General features: G+C 71.8%; 28 protein-coding genes. 15 read left to right on the top strand and 13 right to left on the bottom strand.

All coding sequences use genetic code 11. From position 1 onward, the window contains the following. Positions 1-4 precede the first annotated feature (4 nt). Positions 5-424, top strand: a complete 420-nt coding sequence (locus F8S09_RS05315; RefSeq protein WP_322618552.1) for a hypothetical protein — start codon at positions 5-7, stop codon at positions 422-424. Positions 425-488: 64 nt separating this feature from the next. Here the strand turns inward: F8S09_RS05315 and F8S09_RS05310 are convergent, their stop codons facing one another. Both F8S09_RS05310 and F8S09_RS05305 read right to left on the bottom strand, forming a co-directional pair. Further along, a complete protein-coding gene (locus tag F8S09_RS05310) occupies positions 489-857 on the bottom strand; it encodes a helix-turn-helix domain-containing protein (RefSeq protein ID WP_152869514.1) in 369 nt (122 codons plus the stop codon). A gap of 78 nt (positions 858-935) precedes the next feature. Continuing rightward, positions 936-1,961, bottom strand: coding sequence for an NAD(P)H-dependent flavin oxidoreductase (locus F8S09_RS05305; RefSeq protein WP_152869512.1), 1,026 nt, complete (start codon positions 1,959-1,961; stop codon positions 936-938). A gap of 37 nt (positions 1,962-1,998) precedes the next feature. Between F8S09_RS05305 and F8S09_RS05300 the strand changes: the two genes are divergently transcribed. The 3 genes from F8S09_RS05300 to F8S09_RS05290 all read left to right on the top strand — a co-directional run bounded on the left by F8S09_RS05300 (position 1,999) and on the right by F8S09_RS05290 (position 8,074). After that, positions 1,999-2,949, top strand: coding sequence for a histone deacetylase family protein (locus F8S09_RS05300; RefSeq protein ID WP_322618551.1), 951 nt, complete (start codon positions 1,999-2,001; stop codon positions 2,947-2,949). Between the two features lie 98 nt (positions 2,950-3,047). After that, a complete protein-coding gene (locus F8S09_RS05295) occupies positions 3,048-4,637 on the top strand; it encodes a peptide chain release factor 3 (RefSeq protein ID WP_152869510.1) in 1,590 nt (529 codons plus the stop codon). A gap of 2 nt (positions 4,638-4,639) precedes the next feature. After that, positions 4,640-8,074 carry a DEAD/DEAH box helicase gene (locus tag F8S09_RS05290; RefSeq protein WP_152869508.1) on the top strand — a complete coding sequence of 1,145 codons (3,435 nt, stop codon included), beginning with the start codon at positions 4,640-4,642 and terminating at the stop codon, positions 8,072-8,074. Between the two features lie 40 nt (positions 8,075-8,114). Here the strand turns inward: F8S09_RS05290 and F8S09_RS05285 are convergent, their stop codons facing one another. From F8S09_RS05285 to F8S09_RS05270, 4 genes are read right to left on the bottom strand one after another with little or no spacing between them, the layout of a single operon-like run. Then, entirely contained in the window at positions 8,115-8,609 is a 495-nt protein-coding gene (locus tag F8S09_RS05285; RefSeq protein WP_152869506.1) for a M50 family metallopeptidase, read from the bottom strand. A gap of 60 nt (positions 8,610-8,669) precedes the next feature. After that, positions 8,670-9,221, bottom strand: a complete 552-nt coding sequence (locus F8S09_RS05280; protein ID WP_194165217.1) for an AAA family ATPase — start codon at positions 9,219-9,221, stop codon at positions 8,670-8,672. 1 nt (position 9,222) lies between these two features. Next, the gene (locus tag F8S09_RS05275; protein ID WP_152869502.1) at positions 9,223-9,606 is read right to left on the bottom strand and encodes a hypothetical protein; all 384 of its coding nucleotides are present in this window, start codon (positions 9,604-9,606) and stop codon (positions 9,223-9,225) included. Next, complete coding sequence (locus F8S09_RS05270) at positions 9,603-10,703, bottom strand: aminopeptidase (RefSeq protein WP_322618550.1); 1,101 nt, start codon at positions 10,701-10,703, stop codon at positions 9,603-9,605. Before F8S09_RS05270 ends, F8S09_RS05275 begins: the two co-directional genes overlap by 4 nt. 53 nt (positions 10,704-10,756) lie before the next feature. Between F8S09_RS05270 and purU the strand changes: the two genes are divergently transcribed. Further along, the gene (gene purU, locus F8S09_RS05265) at positions 10,757-11,659 is read left to right on the top strand and encodes a formyltetrahydrofolate deformylase (protein WP_152869498.1); all 903 of its coding nucleotides are present in this window, start codon (positions 10,757-10,759) and stop codon (positions 11,657-11,659) included. Between the two features lie 29 nt (positions 11,660-11,688). Here purU and F8S09_RS05260 read toward each other — a convergent pair whose 3' ends face one another. From F8S09_RS05260 to F8S09_RS05235, 6 genes are read right to left on the bottom strand one after another with little or no spacing between them, the layout of a single operon-like run. Then, entirely contained in the window at positions 11,689-12,285 is a 597-nt protein-coding gene (locus F8S09_RS05260; RefSeq protein ID WP_152869496.1) for an LON peptidase substrate-binding domain-containing protein, read from the bottom strand. A 50-nt stretch (positions 12,286-12,335) separates the two neighbouring features. Continuing rightward, complete coding sequence (trmD, locus tag F8S09_RS05255; protein WP_322618549.1) at positions 12,336-13,142, bottom strand: tRNA (guanosine(37)-N1)-methyltransferase TrmD; 807 nt, start codon at positions 13,140-13,142, stop codon at positions 12,336-12,338. 7 nt (positions 13,143-13,149) lie between these two features. Then, entirely contained in the window at positions 13,150-13,686 is a 537-nt protein-coding gene (gene rimM / locus F8S09_RS05250; RefSeq protein WP_152869494.1) for a ribosome maturation factor RimM, read from the bottom strand. 10 nt (positions 13,687-13,696) lie between these two features. Next, positions 13,697-13,936, bottom strand: coding sequence for a KH domain-containing protein (locus F8S09_RS05245; protein ID WP_194165216.1), 240 nt, complete (start codon positions 13,934-13,936; stop codon positions 13,697-13,699). 10 nt (positions 13,937-13,946) lie between these two features. Beyond that, on the bottom strand, positions 13,947-15,143 hold the full coding sequence (locus F8S09_RS05240) for an amidase (protein WP_322618548.1): 1,197 nt from the start codon (positions 15,141-15,143) through the stop codon (positions 13,947-13,949). Positions 15,144-15,162: 19 nt separating this feature from the next. Next, positions 15,163-15,672 (bottom strand): LEA type 2 family protein, encoded by a 510-nt coding sequence (locus tag F8S09_RS05235; RefSeq protein ID WP_322618547.1) that lies wholly within the window; start codon positions 15,670-15,672, stop codon positions 15,163-15,165. 56 nt (positions 15,673-15,728) lie between these two features. Here F8S09_RS05235 and F8S09_RS05230 point away from each other — a divergent pair, with 56 nt between their 5' ends. Both F8S09_RS05230 and F8S09_RS05225 read left to right on the top strand, forming a co-directional pair. Further along, on the top strand, positions 15,729-16,697 hold the full coding sequence (locus F8S09_RS05230) for a hypothetical protein (protein ID WP_227978449.1): 969 nt from the start codon (positions 15,729-15,731) through the stop codon (positions 16,695-16,697). A gap of 84 nt (positions 16,698-16,781) precedes the next feature. Next, a complete protein-coding gene (locus F8S09_RS05225; protein WP_322618546.1) occupies positions 16,782-17,435 on the top strand; it encodes an outer membrane lipoprotein carrier protein LolA in 654 nt (217 codons plus the stop codon). A gap of 139 nt (positions 17,436-17,574) precedes the next feature. Here the strand turns inward: F8S09_RS05225 and F8S09_RS05220 are convergent, their stop codons facing one another. Next, positions 17,575-18,195, bottom strand: coding sequence for a C40 family peptidase (locus tag F8S09_RS05220; RefSeq protein ID WP_152869485.1), 621 nt, complete (start codon positions 18,193-18,195; stop codon positions 17,575-17,577). A 353-nt stretch (positions 18,196-18,548) separates the two neighbouring features. On the opposite strand from F8S09_RS05220, the gene F8S09_RS05215 reads away from it, so the two are divergent. From F8S09_RS05215 to F8S09_RS05180, 8 genes are all read left to right on the top strand, one after another. Next, positions 18,549-18,941: a hypothetical protein gene (locus F8S09_RS05215; protein ID WP_152869483.1), complete on the top strand. Its 393-nt coding sequence runs from the start codon at positions 18,549-18,551 to the stop codon at positions 18,939-18,941. A gap of 39 nt (positions 18,942-18,980) precedes the next feature. Then, the gene (locus F8S09_RS05210) at positions 18,981-19,238 is read left to right on the top strand and encodes a DUF1844 domain-containing protein (protein ID WP_104991031.1); all 258 of its coding nucleotides are present in this window, start codon (positions 18,981-18,983) and stop codon (positions 19,236-19,238) included. 17 nt (positions 19,239-19,255) lie between these two features. Continuing rightward, complete coding sequence (dtd, locus tag F8S09_RS05205; protein ID WP_322618545.1) at positions 19,256-19,702, top strand: D-aminoacyl-tRNA deacylase; 447 nt, start codon at positions 19,256-19,258, stop codon at positions 19,700-19,702. 43 nt (positions 19,703-19,745) lie between these two features. Continuing rightward, a complete protein-coding gene (locus F8S09_RS05200) occupies positions 19,746-20,858 on the top strand; it encodes a LysM peptidoglycan-binding domain-containing M23 family metallopeptidase (protein WP_152869480.1) in 1,113 nt (370 codons plus the stop codon). Between the two features lie 23 nt (positions 20,859-20,881). Next, a complete protein-coding gene (locus F8S09_RS05195; RefSeq protein WP_152869478.1) occupies positions 20,882-21,292 on the top strand; it encodes a PaaI family thioesterase in 411 nt (136 codons plus the stop codon). A 22-nt stretch (positions 21,293-21,314) separates the two neighbouring features. Beyond that, the gene (gene aat / locus F8S09_RS05190; RefSeq protein ID WP_152869476.1) at positions 21,315-21,956 is read left to right on the top strand and encodes a leucyl/phenylalanyl-tRNA--protein transferase; all 642 of its coding nucleotides are present in this window, start codon (positions 21,315-21,317) and stop codon (positions 21,954-21,956) included. Between the two features lie 42 nt (positions 21,957-21,998). Continuing rightward, positions 21,999-23,627, top strand: coding sequence for a phosphoglycerate dehydrogenase (gene serA, locus F8S09_RS05185; RefSeq protein WP_152869474.1), 1,629 nt, complete (start codon positions 21,999-22,001; stop codon positions 23,625-23,627). Positions 23,628-23,696: 69 nt separating this feature from the next. Next, positions 23,697-24,758, top strand: a complete 1,062-nt coding sequence (locus F8S09_RS05180; RefSeq protein ID WP_322618544.1) for a WD40 repeat domain-containing protein — start codon at positions 23,697-23,699, stop codon at positions 24,756-24,758. The last annotated feature ends 30 nt before the right edge of the window (positions 24,759-24,788 follow it).

Genomic DNA, 24,788 nt, shown 5'->3' with positions numbered 1-24,788 from the left:
GTCCGTGTCCGACTTCGACGCCCTACAAGCCGCCATCCGCCGCCGGGCGAGTGAGCGGCAGGCCGAGGCGCGGGCGTGCGAGGCGTTGCTCAATGCCCTCTACCACGCCCTGCGGACGGCCAGCGGGCCGGGTCTGCCCCTGAACAACGTCTCCCTCGACCTCGTGCCTGACCCCGCCGCGACCCTGCGCCCACCGCCGCCGGGGGGGTGGCACGCCGCCTGGTTTCGCCTGGGGTTGTGCGAGGTGCTGGTGCGGGTGCGCCGGGAGGGTGGGGCCTTCGTGGGCGAGTACGGCCAGGGCCTGAGTTTCCGGCTGGAGGACATGGGCGAGGACGCCCTGATCGCCCTGGCCCGCCGGATGCTGCGTGACCTCACCGCCGTCTATGCGGAGACGGCAGGGCCGGGGAGTGGGGCGCTGAACTGACCCCGGCAATCAAGGGCACGAAAAAAGGCCCCCGCCTGGGGAGCCTCTGGAATGACAGGTTCGCTTACGCCTGCGCCCAGCGCTTCAGGTAGTCCGCGACCAGTTCGCTGACGTTGACCCCCTCGCGGGCGGCCTTGTCCAGTTGCGCGGCCTTTTCCTCGCGGGTCAGGGGCAGCCACATCGCCACGTACTCGCGCCCGCCTTCCACCTTGTACTCGCCGCCGTGCTCGTCGCGCTGTACCACACCCTGTTGCTGTTCCATGTCGTCTCCTCCGGCCTGCATCAGCCACTCCACCACTCGCGCTTTCAAGAAGCGCCACTCGCGCCCCACCTTGCGCCCCGGAATGTCCCCGCTCCGCACCAGCGCGTAAGCCGTCGTCTCGCTGACCTTGAGATAGGCCGCCAGCTCCTCCAACGTCAGCACCTCGTCCATGCCGCTGCTCCACCTCCTTGAAGCTGACGGTATCTTGCAGCATATAATGCTAAATAGCAATAGATAGGAGTAGATAGCCTACTGTTCTCCCTCCGGCCAGAGGGTTCGCAGCACTTCCGCCGCCGTGCCCTCCCGTCCCCGCGCGTGGCCCTCCCCGGCCCAGAGGCTCAGGAACTCGGCGCGTCCGGTCCGGGCCGCCGTCGTCCGCAGGTCGCGGGTCAGCGCGTTCTGGAGCGGGGAGGGAAGGGGGATTGCCACCTCCGCCGTGACCCGGTTGGCGAGGCCCCGCGCCGGTCGGCCCGAGAAAGCGCGGGTGAGGACCGTCTGCCCCGGATCGGCGGCGGCGAGGGCGGCCCGGTAGGGGGCAGAGGTTCCGGCTTCCTTGGCCCGCAGAAAGGCCGTGCCGCACTGCACCAGACTGGCGCCCGCGTTCAGCGCCGCCCGCACGTCCGCCGCGTCCATCAAGCCGCCCGCTGCGATGACGGGGAGGTTTACCGCCGCCGCAACCGCCCTCGTCAGGGCCAGCGTGTCCGCGAGGTCGTCCTGCATCCAGCCTCCCCGGTGCCCACCTGCCGCACCGCCCTGCACCACGACCGCATTCACCCCGTCGGCCGCGAGTGCCTTGGCTTCTGCCAGACTGGTCGCCGTCCCGACCGTCAGGATGTCGCTCTCCCGCAGGGCCGCCCGCTCCGTTGTCCCCAGTCGCCCGAACGCGAAGGAGAACGCGGCGGGCCGCACCTCCAGCACCGCTTGGAACTGCGCGGCGAAGTCCTCCTGCACCCGCTCCGGTAAGGTCGGCGCGGGCAGTCCCAGTTCCGCGTGCAGGGGGGCGAGTTCCGCCGTCGCTGCCGCGACTTCCTCGGGGGTTACCGTGGGCAGGGGGTGCGGCACGAACAGGTTCACCGCGAAGGGCCGCTCCGTTCGCGCCCGCACCGCCGCGCCCGCCTCCACGATCTGCGCGGGGCTGAGGTACGCGGCGCCCAGGCTTCCCAGCCCGCCCGCCTCCGACACCGCCGCGACCAGTTCGGGGGTGCTGATGCCGCCCGCCATCGGGGCCTGAATGACAGGGACGCGCAGCCCCAAGCGCCGCATCAGCTCGTTCATTCCCCCAGGGTAGGCGCCCGCCCCGTACCCTGAACCTGTGACCCCGCCCCTCCCCCCCGGCTGGCCCCGCGCCTGGACCGCCTTTCGCCGGGCCGCCTATGCCGCGTCCCCGCCGCCACGGCGTCAGTTCCCGCCCCGCGAGTTTCTGGACCATCTGCTCACGGGGGCCGCCGAGCGCCTGCCCCTGCTGGACGCGCCGCCGCTGGCGTGGGCCGACGCCGAGCGGGTCCACGCCCCGGCGTACCTGGCCCGCTGGCGCCGGGGCGAGGTCACGCGGGAGGAGGAACGGGCGCTGGGCTTTCCCTGGACTCCGGCAGTTGTGGAGCGCGGCCTGGGGAGCAGCGGCGCGACCCTGGCGGCCACGCACGACGCCCTTGTGCACGGCCTGGGGATCAACCTCGGCGGGGGAACCCACCATGCCTCGCGCGACCGGGCGGAGGGGTTTTCCTTCCTGAACGACGTGGCGATCAGCGCCCGCTGGCTGCTGGACGGCGGGCACGCGCGGCGGGTGCTGGTCCTTGATCTGGACGTGCATCAGGGCAACGGGACGGCGGCCCTGTTCGCGGATGAGCCCCGCGTGCTGACCGTCAGCGTGCATGGGGCGAACAACTACCCCTTTCGGAAGGCCACCAGTGACCTTGACGTGCCCCTCCCCGACGACACCGGGGACGCGGCTTACCTCGCCGCGCTGGACGAACGGGTGGCGCCCGCCGTCGCCGCCTTCCGGCCCGACTTCGCCTTCTACCTCGCGGGGGCGGACGTGCTGGAGGGGGATCAGCTCGGCAAGCTGGCCCTCACGCTGGAGGGGGTGCGGGAGCGCGACGACCGGGTCTTTCGCTGGGCGGCCCGCACCCGGATGCCGCTGGTGACCGTGATGGCCGGTGGATATAACCGCGACCCGGAGAGGCTGATCGCGGCACGGCTGGGCACCCTGGACGCGGCACTCGCGGCCTTCCAGCTCCCTGGGGGCGCTATCATGTTGGGATGACCCACCTCCTCCCGCCCCCGTGAGCGCGAGTCGCAGGTGAGCGTTTCGTCCAAAACCCTAGACCGGGTGTGCCCGCCGCCGCCCGCAGGAGCCCTGCCATGACCACCCCCACCGCTCAACTGGAGCACGAGATCGCCCGCCGCCGCACCTTCGCCATCATCTCCCACCCCGACGCGGGCAAGACCACCATCACCGAAAAGCTGCTGCTGTACGGCGGCGCCATTCAGGAGGCCGGATCGGTCACCGCCAAGGAAGGCCGCTCGCACACCAAGTCCGACTGGATGAGCATCGAGCAGCAGCGCGGCATCTCGATTTCCTCCTCGGCGCTGACCTTCGAGTACGGCGGGCGGCACATCAACCTGCTCGACACGCCGGGACACCAGGACTTCTCGGAGGACACCTACCGTACCCTGACCGCCGCCGACTCCGCGCTGATGGTGCTGGACGCGGCCCGTGGCGTGCAGGCCCAGACCGAGAAGCTGTTCGCGGTGTGCCGCAACCGGGGAATCCCGATCCTGACCTTCGTGAACAAGATGGACCGCCCCGCCCAGGACCCCTTCGAACTGATCGCGCAGGTGGAGGGGACGCTGAAGATCACGGCGGTGCCGCTGACGTGGCCTATCGGGGACGGCCCCGACTTCAAGGGGGTCTATGACCTCCAGACCGGGCAGGTCCTTGCCTTCGAGCGCACCTCCGGCGGCAAGCACCGGGCGCCGGTGCAGACGGCGGGCCTGGACGATCCCCAGCTTGACGCGCTCGTGGGCGCTGACCTCGCCGCCAAGCTGCGCGAGGACGTGGAGCTGATTCAGGGGGCGATGCCCGAGTTCGACCCCGCCGCCTTCCTGTCGGGCGAACTCACCCCGGTCTTCTTCGGCTCCGCGATGAACAACTTCGGCGTGGAGCACTTCCTGCGGAACTTCGTGGACCTCGCGCCGCCGCCCGGCCCGGTGGAGACGAACTTGGGCGAACGCGAACCAGAGGCGGGCTTCGCGGGCTTCATCTTCAAGTTGCAGGCCAACATGAGCAAGCAGCACCGCGACCGCACCGCCTTTATGCGCGTCATGAGCGGACACTTCGAGCGCGGCATGGACGTGACCCACACCCGCACCGGCCGCAAGCTGCGGCTCTCGCAGGCGCACACCCTGTTTGCCCAGGACCGCGAGAAGGTCGAGGAGGCGTATCCCGGCGACATCGTCGGGCTGGTCAACCCCGGCGTCTTCCAGATCGGGGACGTGGTGAGCGTGGATGCCAAGGTCACGCTGCCGAGCTTTCCGCGCTTCACGCCGGAAACCTTTGCCACCATCTCCCTGAAGGACGTGGGCAAGCGCAAGGCCTTTATGAAGGGCCTGACCCAGCTCGCGGAGGAAGGCGTCGTGCAGGTCTTCTACCCGACGGACGGGGCGCGTGACCCCTACCTCGGCGCGGTCGGCCCCCTCCAGTTTGAGGTCTTCCAGGCCCGTCTCGCGGAGGAATACGGGGTGGACGTGGAACTGCATGTCACGTCCTATGGGCTGGTGCGCTGGTTGGCAGGTGATCCCAGCAACGTGGCCCGTTTCGCCCGCCACGTCGAGGACGACCAGGGCCGCCCGGTGATGCTGTTCCGCTCCAAGTACGACCTGGAATACACCGCCGAACAGCACCCGGAAATTGAATTTCTACCGCTGCCGAAGGACCTGACGCGAGTCTAGGGATGCGGCTCGAACGCGTTCCCCCGGCTTTCTTCGCCCTCACCACCGTCAGCGCGGCGCTGGGGATGAATGTCCGCGCCGTCACCGGGGTGGAGCTGACCCGCACCCCGCACGGCTTCACGGGCCGCTCAGAGGTCCGGGAGGGCGGGCAGCTCTACCGGCAAACCTTCCTGCTGAACGCGGAGGGCATCTACACCGGGGGCGAGTGCGGCTGCGGGCGCAAGGGCTGCGTGCATCTCGCGCGGGCGCTGCTCAGTCCCGCGCTGGAACGGGCACTGGAGGCCAGCGGAACGGGGGAGGCGCCGCGCCCCGACCCGACCCCGGTTCCCCTTCCCGCAGAGCCCACGCCGGACGCCGAGCCGGACGGGAGAGCTGGGAACGACGAGGCCCTCCCGCTGGCGACCCCGCTGCGGCAGTGGCTGGCGCGGGCTTCCGAGCTGGTGCCGGAGGCGGAGGGTGGACCGGGCGGGGCGGGGCGCTCCGGCCTGCGCTACGACCTCTCGCTGCTGGCGCCCCGGCGCGGCGCGGGGGAGACGCTGGCGCTGCGGGTCTGGCGCGGCGCGGAGGTGCGGGGCGAGTGGCAGCAGACCCAACCTTTTGCCCTGCCCCCGCATCTGCGCTGGCTGGCCGGGGGCCTGCCCGATTCCCGGCTGCTGCCCCCCTACGCCCGCCCGGACCACGACCTGCTGCATCTGCTGGCGCTGGCGGGCCACAGCCGGATGCGCGGCGGCGAGGAAACCTGGCTGCTGGAGGGCGCCCATCCGCTGACCGAGCCCCTGCTCGCGCGGCTGCTGGGAAGCGGGCGACTGCACTGGGCGGGCGGGCCGACCCCGCTGACTCCCAGCCCTGACCTCCCCGTCACCCTGGCCTGGGACCTGGACGCGGGCGGGGTGCAGCGGCCCCGGCTGACGCTGCCGCCGGGCGTGCGCGTGTTGCCGACCACCCCGCGCTGGTACCTGAACGAGGCAGACGGCACCCTGGGCCGGGTGACCTCCCCGCTGCCACCCGCCCTGGAGGACGCGCTGCGCCAGCTTCCCCCGGTGCCGCCCGCGCAGGCAGCCAGCTTCGCCCGCGCCCTGCGCGACGGGTTTCCGGGCCTGGACCTGCCTGCCCCCCGGCCCATCCCGGTGCGCCGCGAGACGCTGCCCTACCAGCCGGTACTGACCCTGCGCGAGGAGCGGGTGCCAGTCACCCGCCGCCGGGCCGGGCGCCGCAGCCTGGGCGACGAGCACCTGGGGGTCGCGGTGCTGGCCCACCACTACGGCGGCCAGCCGCTGGACGTGGACCGCCAGAGGTACGAGAACGGCGTGCTGCACCTCGCCACCCGCGACCCCGCCGCCGAGAAGCGGGCCGCCGGGCAGCTCACCCGCACTGGCCTGAAACGGCTCCAGAGCCTCCAGCCGCGCGGCGATCATGTCCGTCACCCGGACGCGGAGAGGCTCTACGCCTACGCCGACGAGGGCCGCTGGCGCACCTTCCTGACCGACGCGGTGCCGAAGCTGGAGGCCAGAGGCTTCCGGGTCAAGGTCGATCCCAGCTTTCCCTACCACTACGCCGAGGTCGAGGACTGGTACGGCGAGGCCGAGGAGGAGGGCGGCTGGTTCACCCTCGAACTCGGGGTCGTGGTGGACGGCGAGCGCCTGAGCCTGATCCCGATTCTGGTGTCCCTGATCGCCGGGCGCCCTGAACTCTTCACGCCCGAAGCCCTCGCGGCCCTGAAAGACGACGACGTGATCACGGCCCGCCTGCCCGATGGCCGCCGCCTCGCGCTGCCTGCCGGGCGGGTGCGGGCGATGCTCAGCGTGCTCGTCGAGCTGCACCTGCGCGAGCTGCCGGAAGGCCCGCTGCGGCTGCCGCTGCTGGACGCCGCCCGCCTCGCCGCACTCGACGAGGCCCTGCACGCCCGCTGGCTGGGCGCCGAGCGCCTGCTGGAGCTGGGCCGCCGCCTGCGCTCCTTCCGGGGGGTGGCGGATGTGGCGCCGCCGCAGGGCCTGAACGCCGAGCTGCGCCCCTATCAGCGCCAGGGGTTGTCGTGGTTGCAATTCCTGCGCGAGTACGACCTGGGCGGGATTCTGGCGGACGACATGGGGTTAGGCAAAACCCTCCAGACCCTCGCCCACCTCCAGACCGAGAAGGAGGCAGGACGTGCCGACCGCCCCAGCCTCGTCATCGCCCCTACCAGCGTCCTCGGCAACTGGCGTGCGGAGGCGGCCCGCTTCACGCCGGGCCTGAGGGTCCTGACCCTGCACGGGCCGGGGCGCAAGGCGGAGTTCGGGCGCATTCCAGAGCACGACCTGGTGCTGTCCACCTATCCGTTGCTGCCGCGTGACGTAGACGCCCTGCGCGAACACGAGTTCCACCTCCTGGTGCTGGACGAGGCGCAGAACATCAAGAATCCCCGGAGCGCCGCCGCGAAGGCTGCCGGAGCCCTCAAGGCCCGCCACCGCCTGGCCCTGACCGGCACGCCACTGGAAAACCACCTGGGCGAGCTGTGGTCGCAGTTCAACTTCCTGGCGCCGGGGCTGCTGTACGACGAGCGGACCTTCCGAGAGCTGTACCGCACGCCCATCGAGAAGCAGGGGGACCGGGCTCGCCAGGCCGCCCTCGCCGCCCGCGTCAAACCCTTCATCCTCCGGCGCGAGAAACGCGACGTGGCCTCCGAACTGCCGCCCAAGACCGAGATTCCCGTGCGCGTGACCCTCGACGGCGACCAGCGTGACCTCTACGAGACGGTGCGCGTCACCATGCTGGAGCGGGTGCGCGAGGAACTCGACGCGCGGGGGTTGGCCCGCTCGACGGTTGCCATACTCGACGCGCTGCTGAAATTGCGTCAGGCCGTCACCGACCCGCGCCTCGTGAGGCTGGAGGCCGCCCGCAAGGTGGCGGGCAGCGCCAAGCTCGACTGGCTGACGCAGAACCTTCCCCAGATGGTGGAAGAAGGCCGCCGCGTCCTGATCTTCTCGCAGTTCGCCACGCTGCTGGGGCTGCTGGAGGAGACACTGGCGGAACTGGGCATCGGGTACGCCAAGCTGACCGGGCAGACCAAGAACCGGGCGGCGCAGATTGGGCGCTTCCAGGGAGGCGAGGTGCCCGTTTTCCTGATCAGCCTCAAGGCGGGGGGCGTGGGCCTGAATCTCACCGCCGCCGACACGGTGATTCACCTCGACCCCTGGTGGAACCCCGCCGCCGAGAATCAGGCCACCGACCGCGCCTACCGCATCGGGCAGGACAAGCCCGTCTTCGTCTACAAGCTGATCGCGGCGGGCAGCGTGGAGGAGCGGATTCTCGACCTCCAGGGGCGCAAGTCCGCGCTGGCAAGGGGCGTGCTGGACGGCGGCCTGACCAGCGCCACGCAACTCACGACCGGCGATCTGGAGCGGCTGTTCGCCCCCCTGGAGGACGGGGTGGAGGTTGCCGAGCCGGTGCCGTCAGACTGATCGGGGAATGGAGGGGGCGGAAGAGACACGCCCGACCAATTCAGGCCGGTCTCCGCCGGGGCCAGAGACGGAGGAGCCAGGCACCGTCGCTCTCCCGGTGGGCGTACCCCAGCAGCCAGGTGGGATATCTCATCGGCCAGAGGGTAATCACGAGTTGGCCGAAGCTCAGAATCATGAAAATCTGCGCGACCAGCCAGACCGTCTCCGTGCGAATACCGACGAGCGCCACCGCTCCCAACCCCAGCATCAGCAGCGAGGCGAGCGGGCCACCCGCCGTGGCCCAGAAGTGCTGGTGGGGCGTCAGGCGGCCCTCCCAGATGCACAGACCGCCCCAGAAAAAGAGCCGCCGCATGACCACCGTCAGCCTTCCGGCACGCACCTGAAAGAGCGGTCGGCTGAAGTCCGGCCCCACGTCCACCGTGACGGGTTCCCGCGTCCTCAACAGCGGTACGGCGGCGTGCCCCAGCTCATGCCCCAGCGTGACCAGCGGAAGGGCGAGGAGATAGAGCAGGCGCACGGTGAGGCTGTCGTCCACCCCGCACTCTTACCACGTTCCTGATCGGTCAGGGGCTGCACATGCGGCGTCCATGCCCGGTCACGTCCAGCGCAGCGCCAGCACCGCTTCCACCGTCTCCGCGACGCTTTGTTCGCCGTTCTCCACGATCTGCCACCCGGCGGCCCGGAACTCGTCGGGGCGCAGGGCGGGGGCAAGGGCAGTAATGAGCGGGGCGAGGAGGTCAGGGGCGAAGGGCTTGCCTATGCGGCCAGCATTGCGCCCCTGCGCGACCTCCAGCCCCGGCGCGAGGAGCACCGGGCGCACGTCCAGCTCCGCCCAGTGCGGCGTGAACAGCGCGAGGTCGGCGGGCCACAGCACGTCGTCCACCACGACCGTGAACCCCGCCCCCGCGTACAGGCGGGCGGTCTGCGCGGCGGCGGTGCGGGCCAGCCGGAACTGCCGGGCCGTCTCCGGGTTCTCTTCCAGGCTGGGGTGCGCGATGCCCGAAACCACGAAGTCGCGCAGGTCGTCCACCGGCAGGTGCAGGCCGAGCGAAAAGTGCCCCAGCAGGGCACGGGCCACCGTACTCTTGCCCGCGCCGGGGCTTCCACTGATGACCCAGACTGGGCCGGGTGCGTGAGGCGGGTGCACCCTACCGCCCTCCCTGGTAGGCCCGCGCGGGGACATACAGCTCGTGCCCGGTCGGGAAGGTGAAGCGCACTCCAGCGGGGAACCAGACGACGCGGCTTTGCTGCCAGTTCGTCCTGTCCACGCCGGGCAGGTCGGGCAGGGGGACGAAATGGCCGTAGGAGGGGCTCTCGGCCTCGCGTCCCAGGTACAGCCGCCAGCGGCGCACGGACCCGAACAGCGAGGTGAGGTCGGGGCCGTCGTCCAGAATCAGGGCGTGGTGGAGGCCATCCGGCGCGTCCCAGCGGGCGACCATCTGCGCTCTGGGGGCGATTAGCACGGCCCAGAGCAGACAGGCGGCGAGGAAGCCGCCCGTCGCTGCGAGAAGAACCGCGCTCCGGTGAGTCATTCCAGGAAACGCCCCCCCTCCTGCACCAGCTCCCCGTCCAGCGTCAGGCGGCCCTGCCCGCGCAGGTCGGTGATGAGGTCCCAGTGAATCGCGCTGGCGTTGGTGCCCCCGGTCTCCGGGTACGAGCGGCCCAGGGCGAGGTGAACGGTGCCGCCGATCTTCTCGTCGAAGAGGATGTTCCCGGTCGGCGTCTGAATGCCGAAATTGGTGCCGATGCCCAGTTCGCCCAGCCGCCGGGCTCCTGGGTCGGTCGCCAGGGCCGCCCGCAGCACGTCCTCGCCTTCCTCGGCGGTCGCCTCCACGACCTCGCCCGCCCGGAAGACCAGTCTCGCGCCGCGCACCACCACGCCGCCGTAGCTCGCGGGTACGGTGAAGGTGACCACGCCCTCGGCGCTGTCTTCAAGCGGACCGGTGAAGACCTCGCCGCTGGGCATGTTGCGCTTGCCGTCGCTGTTGGCCCAGGTGCGGCCCCCCACCCGCAGGGTGAGGTCGGTGCCCGGCGCCTCGATCCGCACCGTGTCGGCCCGCGTCAGGCGGTCAATCAGCCGCGCCTGCATCTCGCGCACCTCGCCCCAAGCGGCGACCGGGTCGGCGCGGTCGAGGAACATCGCCCGCATCACGAAGGCGCCGAACTCGGCCTCGCTCATGCCCGCCTGCGCCGCCGCGTGCGCGGTGGGGTAGAGGGTCAGGCTCCACTTCTTCCGCGCCCGGATCGCGGCGACCGGGGCGCGGGAGGCCGTCAGGCGGGCGCGGCGGGCGGCGTCGCCGGGGGTGCCGGGTTCGGGGGTCAGAATGCGGAGGCTGCCGTCGAGCGCCTCCACGTCCGCGAGGTCGGCGGAGTGCGCCTCGTCCAGTACGGTGTCGGCGGCAAGTTCGGTCCAGTCGTCGTCCTGACCGGGATAGTCCAGCCGCACGACGGGGCGGGCGCCGCGCGTCAGCAGGGCGCGGGTCACTGCCCGCACCAGGGGCGTGCCGGACACGCCGCCCGCGACCAGCAGGCGCTCGCCGGGCGCCGCCGACAGGCAGTAGTCCGCCAGCAGCGCGGCGTGCGCGGCGGGATCGTAGCTCAGGGCCGGGAAGGACTCAGGGGTGGGCACGGCCCGAGGGTAGAGCATCGGGCCGCCGCTTGCCCCGCTATGCTGCCCGGCACATGACGGCGCCCCTGTCCCCCTCCGGTTCCGCCCCCGCCCCCGGCCCCTCGGACACGGCCGTGCTCACCGTGACCTGCCCCGACCGGGGGGGCATCGTGGCGGCGGTGTCGCAGTTTCTGTTCAACCATGGGGCGAACATCATCCACTCCGACCAGCATTCCAGCGGGCTGGCGGGGGGTACCTTTTTCATGCGGATGGAGTTCTCGCTCGCGGGCCTCGACCTCGCGCTCGAGCCGTTGCGGCGGGCCTTTCAGAGTGTGGTGGCCGAGCCGTTCGGCATGGAGTGGCGCCTCAGCGACGCCGCGCGGCCGGGGCGAATGGCGCTGATGGTCAGCCGCTACGACCACTGCCTGCTCGACCTGCTGTGGCGGGTGCGGCGGGGCGACCTGAACGCCGAGGTGCCCCTCGTCCTGAGCAACCACGAGGACCTGCGGGGCGACGCGGAGACCTTCGGGGTGCCCTTTCACGTCATTCCCGTGACCCGCGAGAACAAGCCGGAGGCCGAGGCCGAGCAGGTGCGGCGGCTGCGGGAGGCCGGGGCCGACTTCGTGGTGCTGGCCCGCTACATGCAGATTCTCTCGGGCGACTTTCTGCGCGAGGTGGGGTGCCCGGTCATCAACATCCACCACTCGTTTCTGCCCGCCTTCGTGGGGGCCAACCCCTACCGGGCCGCCTTCGAGCGCGGCGTGAAACTGATCGGGGCGACCAGCCACTACGTCACCGAAGACCTCGACGCCGGGCCGATCATCGCGCAGGACGTGATTCCGGTCACCCACCGCGAAACGCCCGAGTCCCTGGTCCGCCTCGGCCGCGACGTGGAGCGGCAGGTGCTCGCCCGCGCGGTCAAGGCCCACGCCGACCACCGGGTGCTGGTGGAGGGCAACAAGACGGTGGTGTTCTAGGGCGTGGGGCGTCCCCACGGGCTCGGCGGCTAGTTCAGCTCCCGTGCCTCCAGCGGCACCCCCGCCCGCAGCACGTCGAGGCGGTCGAGCAGGGTGGGTGCCCGCAGCGCTTCCTCGCGCTCTGCGGCGTCCAGCGGCAAGAGGGCAGCGGCGTAGCTCGCCAGCAGCAGGGGCGTTTCGGGGGCGTGGGTGCGGAGCTGCTCGGCCTCGGTGGGGTGCAGGCGCAGCAGATCGCTCAGGAGCCGCCGGGCGGTGGCCTCCTCGGCGGGGGTGCCCAGCGGGTCGGGGTCCAGCGGCCAGAGGTCCACCTCGGCGCTGAGGTAGGCGTGGGTGGGGTCGAACTCGCGCACCCGGAAGCGCTCGCCGCCCACCACCAGAATGGAACTCGTGCCGTCCTCGTGCGTCTCGGCCTCCAGCAGGTGCGCCAGGGTGCCCACCCGGCCGATGCGGTCGAGCAGGGTCGTGCCCCCCTCCATCCGGGACTGCATCCGCACCACGCCGAAGGGCTCTCCACTCGCCTGCACCCGCGCCAGCAGTTCGCGGTAGCGTGGTTCAAAGACGTAGAGCGGCAGCACCTGCCCCGGAAAGAGGACGGTATTCGGGAGGGGAAAGAGCGGCAGCGACATATCTCTGCGGCTATGCTGCGCCTTCGGGCGCGGGGGAACGTCAGCCGGGACTACAGACCCGGCCCAGGTTTCGGGGTGCGTGATCGCTTTCGCCTGGGCGCGGGGGGAGGCGGAGCACCCCACGTGGCGAGGTCTTCCAGAGTTGCCCCCAGCGCCAGCAGCGCCGCGCTGTCCTGGGGCGTGAGGCCCGCGCCCGGCAGCAGGTCGGGCCGCCGCGCCAGGGTGCGGGCCAGCGCCTGCTCGCGCCGCCAGCGGGCGATAGCGCCGTGGTTGCCTCCCTTCAGCACGTCAGGAACCGCCAGTCTACGCCACTCGGGGGGACGGGTGTACTCCGGGTAGTCCAGCAGCCCGCTGGAAAAGGAGTCGTCCCGGTGCGAGGCTTCGTCGCCCAGCACGCCGGGGCGCAGCCGCGCGACGGCTTCCAGCACGCAGGCCGCCGCCGCCTCGCCGCCCATCATCACGAAGTCCCCAAGGCTGAGTTCGCGCGTCACCAGCGTTTCCACCCGAGCGTCAAACCCCTCATAGCGCCCGCACAGGAAGGCGAGGTGCTCACGCTCGGACAGCTCCTCCGCCGTGCGCTGGGTGAACCGTTCCCCGGCGGGCGTGAACAGGATCACCTCGTCGGCGGGCGGCAGGCTGGCGAGCGCCCGCTCGGCCACGTCCACCCGGATCACCATGCCCGCGCCCCCGCCGTAGGGGGTGTCGTCCACCTTCGCGTGCTTGTTGTCCGCGAAGTCGCGCATATTGACGAGGTTCACGCCGATCAGCCCCCGCGCCGCCGCCTTGCCCAGAATCGCCTCGGAGGCGAAGGGCGCGAGCAACTCGGGGAAAAGGGTCAGGAAGGAGAAGGTCAGCACCTGAGCCTCACGCTTCCCCTTCCTCCTCACCCAGCAGCCCGGCGGGGGCCTCGTCGGTCAGGGCGACGGCCTCGGGGCGGCCCTGGGCATTCAGGCGGACCTCCACGTAGGGCGCTTGCAGGGGCAGAAAGCCCTCGCCCGCCGCGTGCGTGACCACCAAGAGATCCTGATGCCCGGCGTCCTGCACATCGGCGACCTCGCCCAGCCGCTCACCCGCCGCGCCGTACACGGGCAGGCCGCGCAACTCGTGGTAGTAGTACTCGCCTTCCTCTAGCGGGGGGAGGTCGGCGTCAGCGGCGTAAACGTTCGCGCCACGCAGGGCCTCGGCCCCCTCGCGCGTGATAATTCCGGCGAGGTGCAGGGCCACCCCCGGCGCGAGGGGGTCGGCGCGGCGCACCCGCAGCCAACCTCGGCCTTCCACCCACACGCGCGGCAGCTCCAGCAGTTGCGCGGGGTCGCCCAGCACGTAGACCTTCACGCCGCCCGAGACGCCGTGCGGTCCCAGGAAGTGCCCCAGCCGGGTGGTGTCGTCCGGCGGATTCATGCGCCCACCCTCAGCCCTTCCGGGGCGCGTCGAGGTCCACGTTGATGCGGTCGGCGGGGTCGGTCGCGGCCCGCACCAGGGTGCGAATCGCCTGGATGACCCGGCCCTGCCGCCCGATCAGTCGTCCTTCCTCGCCGGGGCCAACCCGCACGATCACGGTCGGCCCGCGCCGCGAGGCCCGCACCAGCGAGGGCTGGTCCACCACGCTCTGCGCCAGAAAGAGGGTCAGGTCCACGGGATCGGTCTTCATGGGGGGCATTCTAGGGGAGCGGTTCACCCAGCGCGTCCAACGACTGGGCCAGCCCCAGCACCCACCCATCCTCGCCACGCGGCCCGACGAGTTGGACGCCCACGAAGGGCATTCCTGTCGGCAGGGCCACGCTGGGCAGCCCCAGCAGGCTGAAGGGCACGGTCAGGCGCAGCATGGCGCGGCGCAGCGGGACGCGGCCCCCCGGCAGGTCCACCTCGTCCGTCCCCAGAAGGGGTGGGGGCGTAGGAACGGCGGGCGCGAGAAGCACGTCGCATGTCTCCAACAAGGCGTCCACCTCGGCCCGGTACACCTCCCGGCGAGCGTGGGCAGCGGTGACCTCCTCCGCGCTGAGGGCCTCCCCCTGCCGCAGCGAAGCCAGGGTGAAGGGCAGGAAGCCCGGCTCGGGAAGCCGCAACGCCTCCCGGTGCACCTGCGCCGCCTCGCTCAGCACGATGGGCGTGTAGGCGTCCAGCATCTCGGGCAAGTTCACCGACGGGAGGATGGCCCCCCGCGCCTCCAGTTCAGAGGCGAACGCTTCCACCGCTGCCTGCACCTCGTTCGTGACCCACCCCTGGGGCAGCCACAGGCCTACCCGCACCCCGGCCCAGTCTCGCGCCGGGACTGCCGTCCCCGTCAGGGCCTCGTGAACGCGCACCACCGCTCCCACGTCGCGGGCGAGCGGCCCCGCGTGGTCGCAGGTGGGCGAGAGGGGCAGCACGCCGTCGGTGCTCCAGGCCGGATGCCCCTTCGTCGGCTTGTAGCCCACCACCCCGCACCACGCCGCCGGAACCCGGATGGAGCCGCCCGTGTCCGTCCCCAGCGCGAAGTTCACCTGCCCCAGCGCCACGCTCGCGGCCGCCCCGCTGCTGCTGCCGCCCGGAGCGTGCCCCGGCATGAAGGGATGCTCGGTGCCTCCAAAGCCATTCATCCCCGTGATGCCCAGCGCGACCTCGTGCAGGTGGGTCTTGCCCACCGCCGACGCGCCCAGGTCCAGCAGTCGCCGCACCAGCACGCTCTCCGCGACCTCTGGCACGGGCGCCCGCGTGCTCGCCGCCAGCGGCCAGCCGGGGACACCAAACAGGTCCTTAACGCTGAAGGTCAGCCCCGCCAGCGGCCCGTCCGGGTTGCCGAGCAAGGGAGAGGCCGGGCGGTAGGCCCAAACCCGCTGGGGGTCGGGAGTGGGGGAGGGGTCGGAGGGCACGGTCACAGTGGCAAGGTAGCAGCCCTCAAAACGGCAGAATCGCCGGTTGCTGCCACACCCCCTGCGCCAGCGTGAATGGCCCGAAGGTGGGCTGCCCCAGCCGCCCGAAGTCGGCGGTAAAGCTGCCGTCCACCCGGAAGGCCACCTCCTGCCCCCGCGCCACCCGCAGGAAGGCCCCGGCGGTCGTCAGGGTGACGGGCAGCCGCACCTCGGCCACCAGCGGCCCCTCGCCCCGCGCCGGGAGGTTCACGCCGGGCAGGGTGACGGCCCCCACGTCCTCCCCGTCAATGACGAGCCGGGCGTCCACCCGCGCGAGGCGCACCGGCAGCGGATTAGGATTGCCCACTCGCAACCCCACCGTGACCGAGGCGACCGCCGGATTGCCGCCCCCCGGCAGGCTCAGCCCGGTGAGGCGCACGCTCTGAAGCTCGAAGGTGGGCACCTGCACCACCGACGGCAGCGAGGCCAGCGGCGCACAGCCGGACACGGACAGCGCCAGCAGGGGCGCGGCGAGGAGGGAAGAGAGCCGCTTCACGCCCCCCACGCTATCCCGACCGCCTGCGCCTTGCCTGACCGGAGTACCCTGCCCCCATGACAGGCCAGGGCTGGGAGGCGGTGCGGCGGGCGCTGATGGTCGGTGCCCTGCTGGGGGGCGTGGCGGACGCGGCGGAACTGGAATTCGGTGTGTCTTACGCGGCGCCGGGGGGTCTGCTGCCCCGCGTGGGCATCACGGACGTGGACCTCGGCCGGGTGCGGCTGGACGCGGCGGCGAGCACGCGGGCGCTGGAGGCGCGGGTGTCGGGCGGGCTGAGCCTGCCCCCCGCCGGGGCCGTCTCGCTGACGGGCGGCGCTGCCGTGACCTACCGGGGCGGCGTGCGGCTGGACACCCGCGCGAGCGGCACGCTGGGGCCGGTGGCCCTGAACGTGGGCGGGAGCTTTTTCACCGCCGCCGCGACCGACATCGACCCTCTCGCCGCGTGGGCTCTGACGCCCACCGACCTGCGGACGCGGGGCTGGGCGGCCGACGTGACGGCCCGCTACCGGGTCAGCCGCACCCTCGTCGCCGTCGCCGGGGGCGAGTTCGGGGTGCAGCCCCACGCCCTGCTGGGGGCCGAGTGGCGGCGCGACCTCACCCGCACCCTCCCGCCGGAGGAGGGCGACGACCCCGACGCCGAACCCCTCACCGAGCGCACGGGCAGCGTCACCCTGCGGTTGGGCGCACGGGCGGGCGCGGACGTGCTTGGGGTCACGGGCGGGGCGACCTACACGGCCGAGTCGGGCCTCACCGCCTCGCTGGACGCCCTCGCCGGGCCGGGGAGCTGGGGAGCGGTGGGGAGCTTGGAGGTGCCCGGCCTGCTGGGGGAGGAGAGTGCCACCCGCCTCTACCTCGCCTATGAACCGTGGCGCCGCGCCGCCGCCGGGCTGCGGGCTGGGGCGGAAGTGGAAGTGCCCCTCGGTCCCGGCACCCTGACCACCGACGTGCGGGGCGGCAGCGGGGGTTTCGGTGTCCGGGCAACCTACCGCTTCCCGTTGGGAGGCGACGAGGACAGCGGCGAGTAGCCGTTCCCACCGTCTCTGGGCGGCGTGAATGCCCGGTCAGGCTGTGCCCCGCCTTCTCATGGGTGGGGATGAAAGACTCTGCACGTGAAGCACTTCTTCCCCCTCCTGACCCTCGCCGCCCTGGTGTCCACGGCGGGCGCCCAGACCGCGCAGGACATCCTCAAGCGGGTGGACAGCGCCCAGAAGTCGGCCAAGGACGTGTCCTTCCGCCTGACCGGGAGCGCCTCGCTGGAGTCCCAGGCCCAGAAGATCGACCTGACCGTGCGCTCCATCCCCGCGCAGGGCGTGGCCCGCATCCAGTTCAACGCCCCCGACGCGCTGGCCGACAACATCGTGGTGGCCGACCGCAATGAAGTGCGCCAGTACCTCTTCCTGACCAACCAGATCACCGTCACGCCCATCAAGAAGGCCACCGCTCAGGCGGGCCTCGGCGGGCTGGATTTCACCCGGCTGAGCAACGTCTCGGACCTGCTGGACGACTACGCCGTGCGCCTGGTGGGCACCGCGACCTCCGGCGGCAACAAGGTGTATCAGCTTGAAGCCACTCCCAAGAACAGCGGCGACAAGGCCCGCGTCTGGATTACCGAAGCGGGCTGGCGCCCCACCCGCATCCAGTTCCTGGGCAGTGGCAACCGCGTCTTGGCCGACCTGAACGTTTCCAACTACCGTGTCAACAGCGGCCTGACCGTGGCGGGCCTCAAGACCCTGCCCAAGAACGCGCAGGTGATCCGGCAGTAAGCAAGGGCCTCCGCACCTCCTTCAGGCTCCAGCTCCTGCTGGGGCCTTTTTGCGGCCTGCTGAGCGCGAACGGCCCCCAAAACGCAGCGCCCCCACCACGCGGGCGGGGGCACTCGGTCGATGAAAGGGGCGGGGAGGGTCAGCTCAGGACGCGGCGGGCGCCGATGTAGCGCTGCGCCCAGTAGGGGTTGCCGAAGAGGGGCTCGATCACGGTGCGGCCCTGGTAGCTGTTGGCGTTCGCCATCAGGCCGTCCCCGACGTAGATCCCCACGTGGCTGGCGACGCGGCCAGTGGTGTTGAAAAACACGAGGTCGCCGGGCATCAGGTTGCGGCTGCTCACCGCGTAGCCGGTGCGCCACTGCGCCGCCGCCGTGCGCGGCAGGGTGATGCCGAGCTGCTTGAACACCAGCGAGGTGTAGCCCGAGCAGTCGATGCCCCGGCCCCCCGTGCCGCCCAGCGCGTAGCGGATGCCCAGGAAGCGCGAGGCCGTGGAGCGCACGTACGCGCCGCCACGGGGCGCCGCCGGAGCCGCCGTGCGGGCGGTGGTCGCGGGCGCGGCCACATTGCCGAGGTTCAGCTTCTGCCCGATCTCGATGGTCGTGGACCGCAGGCCGTTGAGCCGCATGATCTGCGCGGGTTCCATCCGGTACACGCTGGCGATCTTGGAGAGCGTGTCCCCGGCCTTGACAGTGTAGGTGGCGGCGAGGGCGGGCGCACTGCCCAGGGCAGCGGCGATCAGGAGGGTTCGGAGCGCTTTCATCGACCTGGTGAGTTTAGCGGCCCTTTATTCTTTTTTCCTTAATCCTCGGGCGAAACCGGGTTTTTTATGCGCCTATGCGGCCTCTATACGGTCACGATCCCGATGGAATGAGGAAAAAACACCGATCAGATTCAAGCTTCTCAGATTCTGACTCATTTCTTTAAACGCCGAAGTTATTGCGGTAGGAACGAGGTTTTCCTCCTGTCTTGGTCGAAGTACAAATCTCATGTTTCTCACCCATGCGGTTGGCCTACCTGGGGTGAAGCTGGGTCCTCATGGAGGCAGTTCCGGTGGCCGGGGAAGCCTATACTTCAGCCCACAGTGGGCCGGGGGCCGCTCCGGCTGGAGGACCGATGAAGGAACCCATGACGACCGAACAGCTCTTGCAGGGGCTCAAGCACTACCGCCGCATCGCCCGGCAGGACATGCTGCGGGCGCCGGAAACCCCGCATCCGGACGCCTTTTTGCAGCACGCCGAGAGCCGCCGGGCGGTGTACGTTGAACTCGGGCAGTACGCCGAGGGGCACGCCAGCGACGAGGTCATCGACTACGCGCTCTCCCTCTACCGCGCTCTGCCCTTCGTGACGGGCACGCCCGAGCAGGAGCACGCCGAGATCAAGGGCCGCGAGAATGCGCTGGAGAACTTCTTCCTGCTCGTCGGGCTAGACCCCAAGACCCGGCGCGAGGCCCGCAGCCACCGCCCCAAGTTGGGCGCGGCCCCGGCGGGTACTCCGGCGCAGGGCTGACCCCTCCCGCCGGGCAGCCCTCTTTGTAGACTGCCCCCCATGCCCAACCCCGAATTCGTCGGACTCGTGAGCACCCTTCAGGCGACCGCTGAAGCCGCGCTCGGCGACCTGAACGCCGCGACCGCCAGCGCCGCCCGCGACGGCCTCTTGACCGAGGACCGTGCTCGCCAGACCGCCGAGCGTTCCCTGCGGCTGCTCACCATGCTGGCCGAGAAGACGCGCGGCAACCTCGACTTCACGGAGGCCGAGCTGCTCACGGACGCCATCGGCAGCCTGCGGGCGCGGCTGGGTAACTAGGGTAGGGGGCAACTAGCGTGCGGGCCGTGTTGCAGCGCGTGACCCGCGCGACCTGTACGGTGGAGGGGCGAGTCACGGGCGAGACGGGGCCGGGCCTCCTCGTGCTGCTGGGCGTCGCGCCGGAAGACACCCCCGAGACCGCGCAGGTCCTCGCCGCCAAGATCGCCCGGCTGCGTCTGTTCGCGGACGGGGCGGGGAAGATGAACCTCAGTGTGCAGGACATCGGCGGCGGGGTCCTGAGCGTCAGTCAGTTCACCCTGTTCGCGGACACGCGGCGGGGCAACCGGCCGGGGTTCTCCAGCGCCGCGCCGCCCGAACAGGCCCGCGCCCTGTACGCCGAGTTCAATGCGGCGCTGCGGGCCTGTGGCCTGCCGGTGGGGGAGGGGGTCTTCGGGGCACACATGAGCCTCGACCTGACCAACGACGGCCCGGTCACGCTGGTGCTGGACACCGCCCAGCCTTGACGGTTCATCCGGCCCCCCGCGCCCGGCGGCTATCCTGCCGGGCATGAACCCCCGCAGCGTTGCAGTTCGTCCGGCCTGGCCGCTCCTCTGTGCCGCCGCGCTCCTGCTGGGGACGGCGGGCGCGGCGCACACCGTCGTGAAGGGTGACACGCTGTACTCCATCGCCCGCAAGTACGGCACGACCGTGGCGGAATTGCAGCGCCTCAACGCGCTGGCGGACACCACCATCGAGATCGGCCAGACGCTGCGCCTGCCCGGTGAGCCGCCGCTGCCGCCCCAGGTGCCCGCCACGCCTCCCGTCGCCACGCCCCCGGCCCCGGCCACGCCCCCCCTGACCCGCGTGACCCGGTTGGAAGGTGTCTCGGTGACGGCCCCGGCCAGCGTGCGGATGGGCGACGCCTTCGTGCTGCGGCTCAGCGGGGCGCGGGCAGGCGAGGTCACGGTGCGCTTTCCCAGCGAGGTGGGCGAGAACGTGCGGCTGCCCGCCGAGCGCCTCACGCCGGTCGGCGCGGCGGGCGAGTACGTGGTGCCGGGGCGGGTGGTGCTGGGCAAGACCACCCCGGTGACCTACGAGGTCGCGCTGGACGGCAAGGCCCTGCGCGGCAGCATTCCCGTCACGGGCCTGAACCAGACCGTGCAGTACCTCAACCTGCCCCCCGCCATCAGCCGCAAGCTCGAAGACCCCGGCCGCAAGGCGGAGGACGCCGCCGTGGAACAGGCCTACGCCCGCCGTACGCCCCAGGTGTGGACCCGGCCCTTTGCCCCCGCCGTGAACGTCAAGGCCCAGAGCAGCGCCTTCGGGCAGCCGCGCACTTACGTGGCGGGCGGCCCGGTGCAGTACCACTACGGCACCGACTACCCCGCGCCGGTGGGCACGCCCGTGCTGGCGGTCAACGACGGCACGGTCGTTATGGCCGGGACGTACCCGGTGCGCGGCGGCCTGGTCGTGATCGACCACGGCGCGGGCCTGACCAGCCTGTATTTCCACCAGAGCCGGGTCACCGCCAAGGTTGGCCAGAAGGTCACCCGCGGCCAGAAGATCGGGGAGGTCGGCTCCACCGGCCTGAGCGCCGGGCCGCACCTCCATCTGGAGATGCGGGTACGGGGCGAGGGCACCAATCCGGCGGGGTGGATGAACCGCCTGTGGCCCAGGTAGCGCCGGGCTGCTACCTTCCCCCCATGCTTCCCACGCTCGACCACCTCAACGCCTTTGGCGAGGGCCACCTGCCCGGACTCATCGGCATCCGCTTCACCCACGCCGAGCGCGGGCTGCTGCGCTCCGAGCTGACGCTGCGGCCCGAGCTGCTGGCGCCCAACGGCTTCCTGCACGCGGCGTCGGTGATCGCGCTGGCCGATACCACCTGCGGCTACGGCACCCGGATGCTGCTGCCCCAGGGCGCCGAGAACTTCACCACCATCGAACTCAAGAGCAACCACCTCTCGACCACACGCGACGGGGTGGTCACCTGTGAGGCCCGCGCCGTCCACGCCGGGCGCACCACCCAGGTCTGGGACGCCGAGGTGCGGGGACCGGAGGGCCGGGTGATGGCTCTGTTCCGCTGCACCCAGGCGGTGCTGTACCCCCGATGAGGGGCCGCCCGGAACGAGCTTGATGCCCAGCGCCTCCCACTTCCTCCAGCACCCCGACCCCCTGACCCGCGAGGTCGCGCGGGGATACGCGTCGGGCGCCTTCCTGATGGACAACGGGGACGGGGTGGGGTGGTACGCGGTGGAGACGCGGGCGCTAGTGCCGCTCACCGAGGCGGAAGGGTTGCATGTGGCCCGGCGGCTGCGGCGGGAGCTGGGGCGCTTCGAGGTGCGGGTGGACACGGCCTTCGCGCAGGTCGTGGAGGGGTGCCGGGGGCGCCTGCCAGGGTCCCCCGAGCGCGACGGCGAGTGGATCAGCCCGCCGCTGGCCGAACTGTACGCGCACCTGCACCGGACCGGCTTGGCTCATTCCTTCGAGGTCTGGCGGGAGGGTGAACTCGCGGGCGGGGTGCTGGGGCTGAGCCTGGGCGGGGCTTTTATCGCCGAGAGCAAGTTTCACCGCGTCACCAACGCGAGCAAGGTCGCCCTCGTGCGGCTGGCCGGGCACCTGTACGCGCGGGGTTTCGCACTGCTGGACGCGCAGATTCAGAACCCCCATCTCGCCCGGCTGGGGGTCTACGAGGTGGGGGGGGGCGAGTACGCCCGGCTGCTGCGGTCGGCGCTGGTGCTGGACGTGGACCTGCACGGGCCGCCGAAGACGCCCTAGCCAGCCCCAGCGTTCCGGTGAGAGAACCCTATACGCTGGGGCATGACGCTGCCGCTGCCCGTCCGTCCCGGCCCGTCCCCCGCCGCGCCCCTGCGGGTGCTGATCTGCGACGAGATGAATCCCGGACTCCTGGAGCACGCGGGCTTCGAGATCGACTATGAGGGCAACCTCCCGCGCGAGGAGACGCTGCGCCGCTTGCCCGACTACGACGCCCTGATCACGCGCAGCCGCACCCGCGTGGACCGCGAGTTGCTGGAGGCGGCGGGGCCGAGACTCCGGGTGATCGGGCGCGGGGGCGTGGGGGTGGACAACATCGACCTCGACGCCTGCTCGCGCCGGGGCATCCTGGTGCTGAACGCGCCCGAGAGCAACACCGTCTCGGCCGCCGAACTCGCCCTCGCGCACCTGCTGGCCGCCGCGCGGGGGCTGACGCGCTCGGACCGCCGGACGCGGGCGGGGCAGTGGGACCGGACGTTTCTGGGCACCGAGCTGAAGGACAAGACCCTGGGCATCGTGGGTCTGGGCCGCATCGGGTCCGTCGTGGCGGAGCGGGCGCAGGGGCTGCGGCTGAATGTGGTCGCCCACGATCCCTACGTGCCGGAGAGCAAGTTCGGGCGGCTGGGCGTGGAGCGGGCCGCCACCCTGGACGAGTTGCTGGACCGGGCAGACTTCCTGACCGTCCACACCCCGCTGACCGAGGAGACGCGGGGCCTGATTGGGGAGCGCGAACTCGCCCGCTTGAAACCCGGCGCCGTCGTCGTGAACGCGGCGCGGGGCGGCATCGTGGACGAGGGGGCGCTGGCAGCGGCCCTGCACCGGGGGCACCTGCTGGGCGCGGGCGTGGACGTGTTCGTGGAAGAACCGCCCGCGCCGGGGCACCCTCTGCTGGAGGCCCCCAACCTCAGCGTCACCGCGCACCTGGGCGCGAACACCGCCGAGGCGCAGGAACGCGTCGGGGCCGAGATCGTGGGGCGGGTCCTCGCGGCCCTGCACGGGGACGTGAGCCGGGGCGCCGTGAACGCGCCCGCGCTGGACCCCCGCACCCTGGAGGCGCTGGGCGGCTACCTCGACCTGGGCGAGAAACTGGGGCGCATCCTGACCCAACTGCTGCCGGGAGCGCACGAGCTGGAGGTGACCTTCCGGGGCGACTTTCCCGCCGACCCCGCGCCGGTCGTGACGGCGGTGCTGGTGGGCTATCTCTCGGGCAGCACCGACGAGGTGCCCAACCTGATCAACGCCCGCGCCCTCGCCCGCGAACGGGGCCTGACCCTGACCGTGCGCGAGGACGCCGAGAGTCCCGACTACCAGACCGAGGTGATCGTGCGGGCGACCGCCCACGGCGAGGGGGGCCGCCCCCGCACCCGCACGGTGGGGGGCACCGTCTTCGGGCGCAGCCCCCGGTTGACCCGGCTGCGCGACTTCCGGGTGGAACTCGCCCCCGAGGGCTTCATCCTGATCGCCTCCAACCAGGACCGGCCCGGCGCGGTGGCCGCGCTCTCGGCGCTGCTGGGGGGCTGGGGGGTCAACATCGCGGGCATGGCGCTGGGCCGCGCCGAGCGGGGCGGGCAGGCCCTGTTCACTCTGACGCTGGACGACAGCCTGAGCGCCGAGCAGCTCGGGGCCATCCGGGCACTCGGCATGATCGACTCGGCGTATCTGGTGCAGGTGTAGCGGGGTACGGGAGCGTGGAGGCCGAATCCCGCACACCTCCCGGCCCCGCCCCCGCGCTAGCCTGACCGCGTGAAGCTCAACCCCTCCGCCCGGCCCGGCGGCGCTCGTTTCACGGCGCGGCGGGCGTGGTCCCTGCTGGCCCTGCTCGCTCTGGCGCCCCTGACTGCCGCTCAGACGGCGGCGAGCGAGCGCCGGGTGCCGCCCGACCCCCTGGTGGTGGTGGGGATTGCCCCCGCCGCGCTGCCCGTGACGCCGGGGGCCTCCGCTGGCCTGGTCGCGGTGCGGGGCCGCTACAGCGCCCACGTCCGGCTGCTGGACGCCGCGACCGGCGAGGGCCGCCGCTCGGTCATGCTGCCCCCCGAGGCCCTGCTGGACGTGCCCCCGGCCCTCAGCCACGACGGGCGCTGGATCGCCGTGGCGCTGACGCCCGACCCCCTCACCCGCGCTGGGCGGGTCGGGGTGCTCAGCACCTATCAGACCTCCGCGTCGGCCCTTACCTTTCAAAAGCTGCTCGTCGCAGGCGGCCTGACGGGGACGACCCGACTCACCTTCAGCCCGGACGGCACCCGGCTGGCGGCGGGCAACCGCAACGGCTACGCCCAACTGTGGGACTGGACGGCCGCCCGGCGCGTGACCACCGTGACCAGCCAGGGCGGGGGCGAGCCGACCGCGCTGCCCTTCAGCCCCGACAGCCGCCTCTTCGCGCCCCTGTTCCGGGGACAGACCAAAACGCGTCTCTTCGAGAGCGGCACGGGGGCGCTGCGAGCCACCCTGAACGGGGTGGGCTACGGCACCTTCACGCCCGACAGCGCCGGGATGCTGGCCTCGCGTGGGCGACTGATTCGCCTCTCGGACGGCAAGGAACTCCCTGCGCCCGCTTACCTCGCCGGCACCAGCGGCGTGGTCGGCTTCAGCGCGGACGGCAGCCGGGTCCTCGTGCGCCGCACCGGGGTGGACGTGCAGGGCCGCGAGTGGCTGGAGTTGCGCGAGGTCGCCACGGGCCGCACCCTAGGCGCCATTACCCGCGTCTGGGACGGCTGGCCCGAGGCCCTCAGCCCCGACGGCACCACCTTGATCGGCGGCGACGGGGAAGGCGGGGTGCGGCTGCTGCCGCTGGCGCCGCCGAGGTAGGAAGGAGCTGACGTTGCCCGTGGTGCCCCT

Source organism: Deinococcus terrestris (assembly GCF_009377345.1).
Lineage (GTDB): Bacteria > Deinococcota > Deinococci > Deinococcales > Deinococcaceae > Deinococcus > Deinococcus terrestris.
This window is presented reverse-complemented; position numbering and strand designations above follow the sequence as displayed.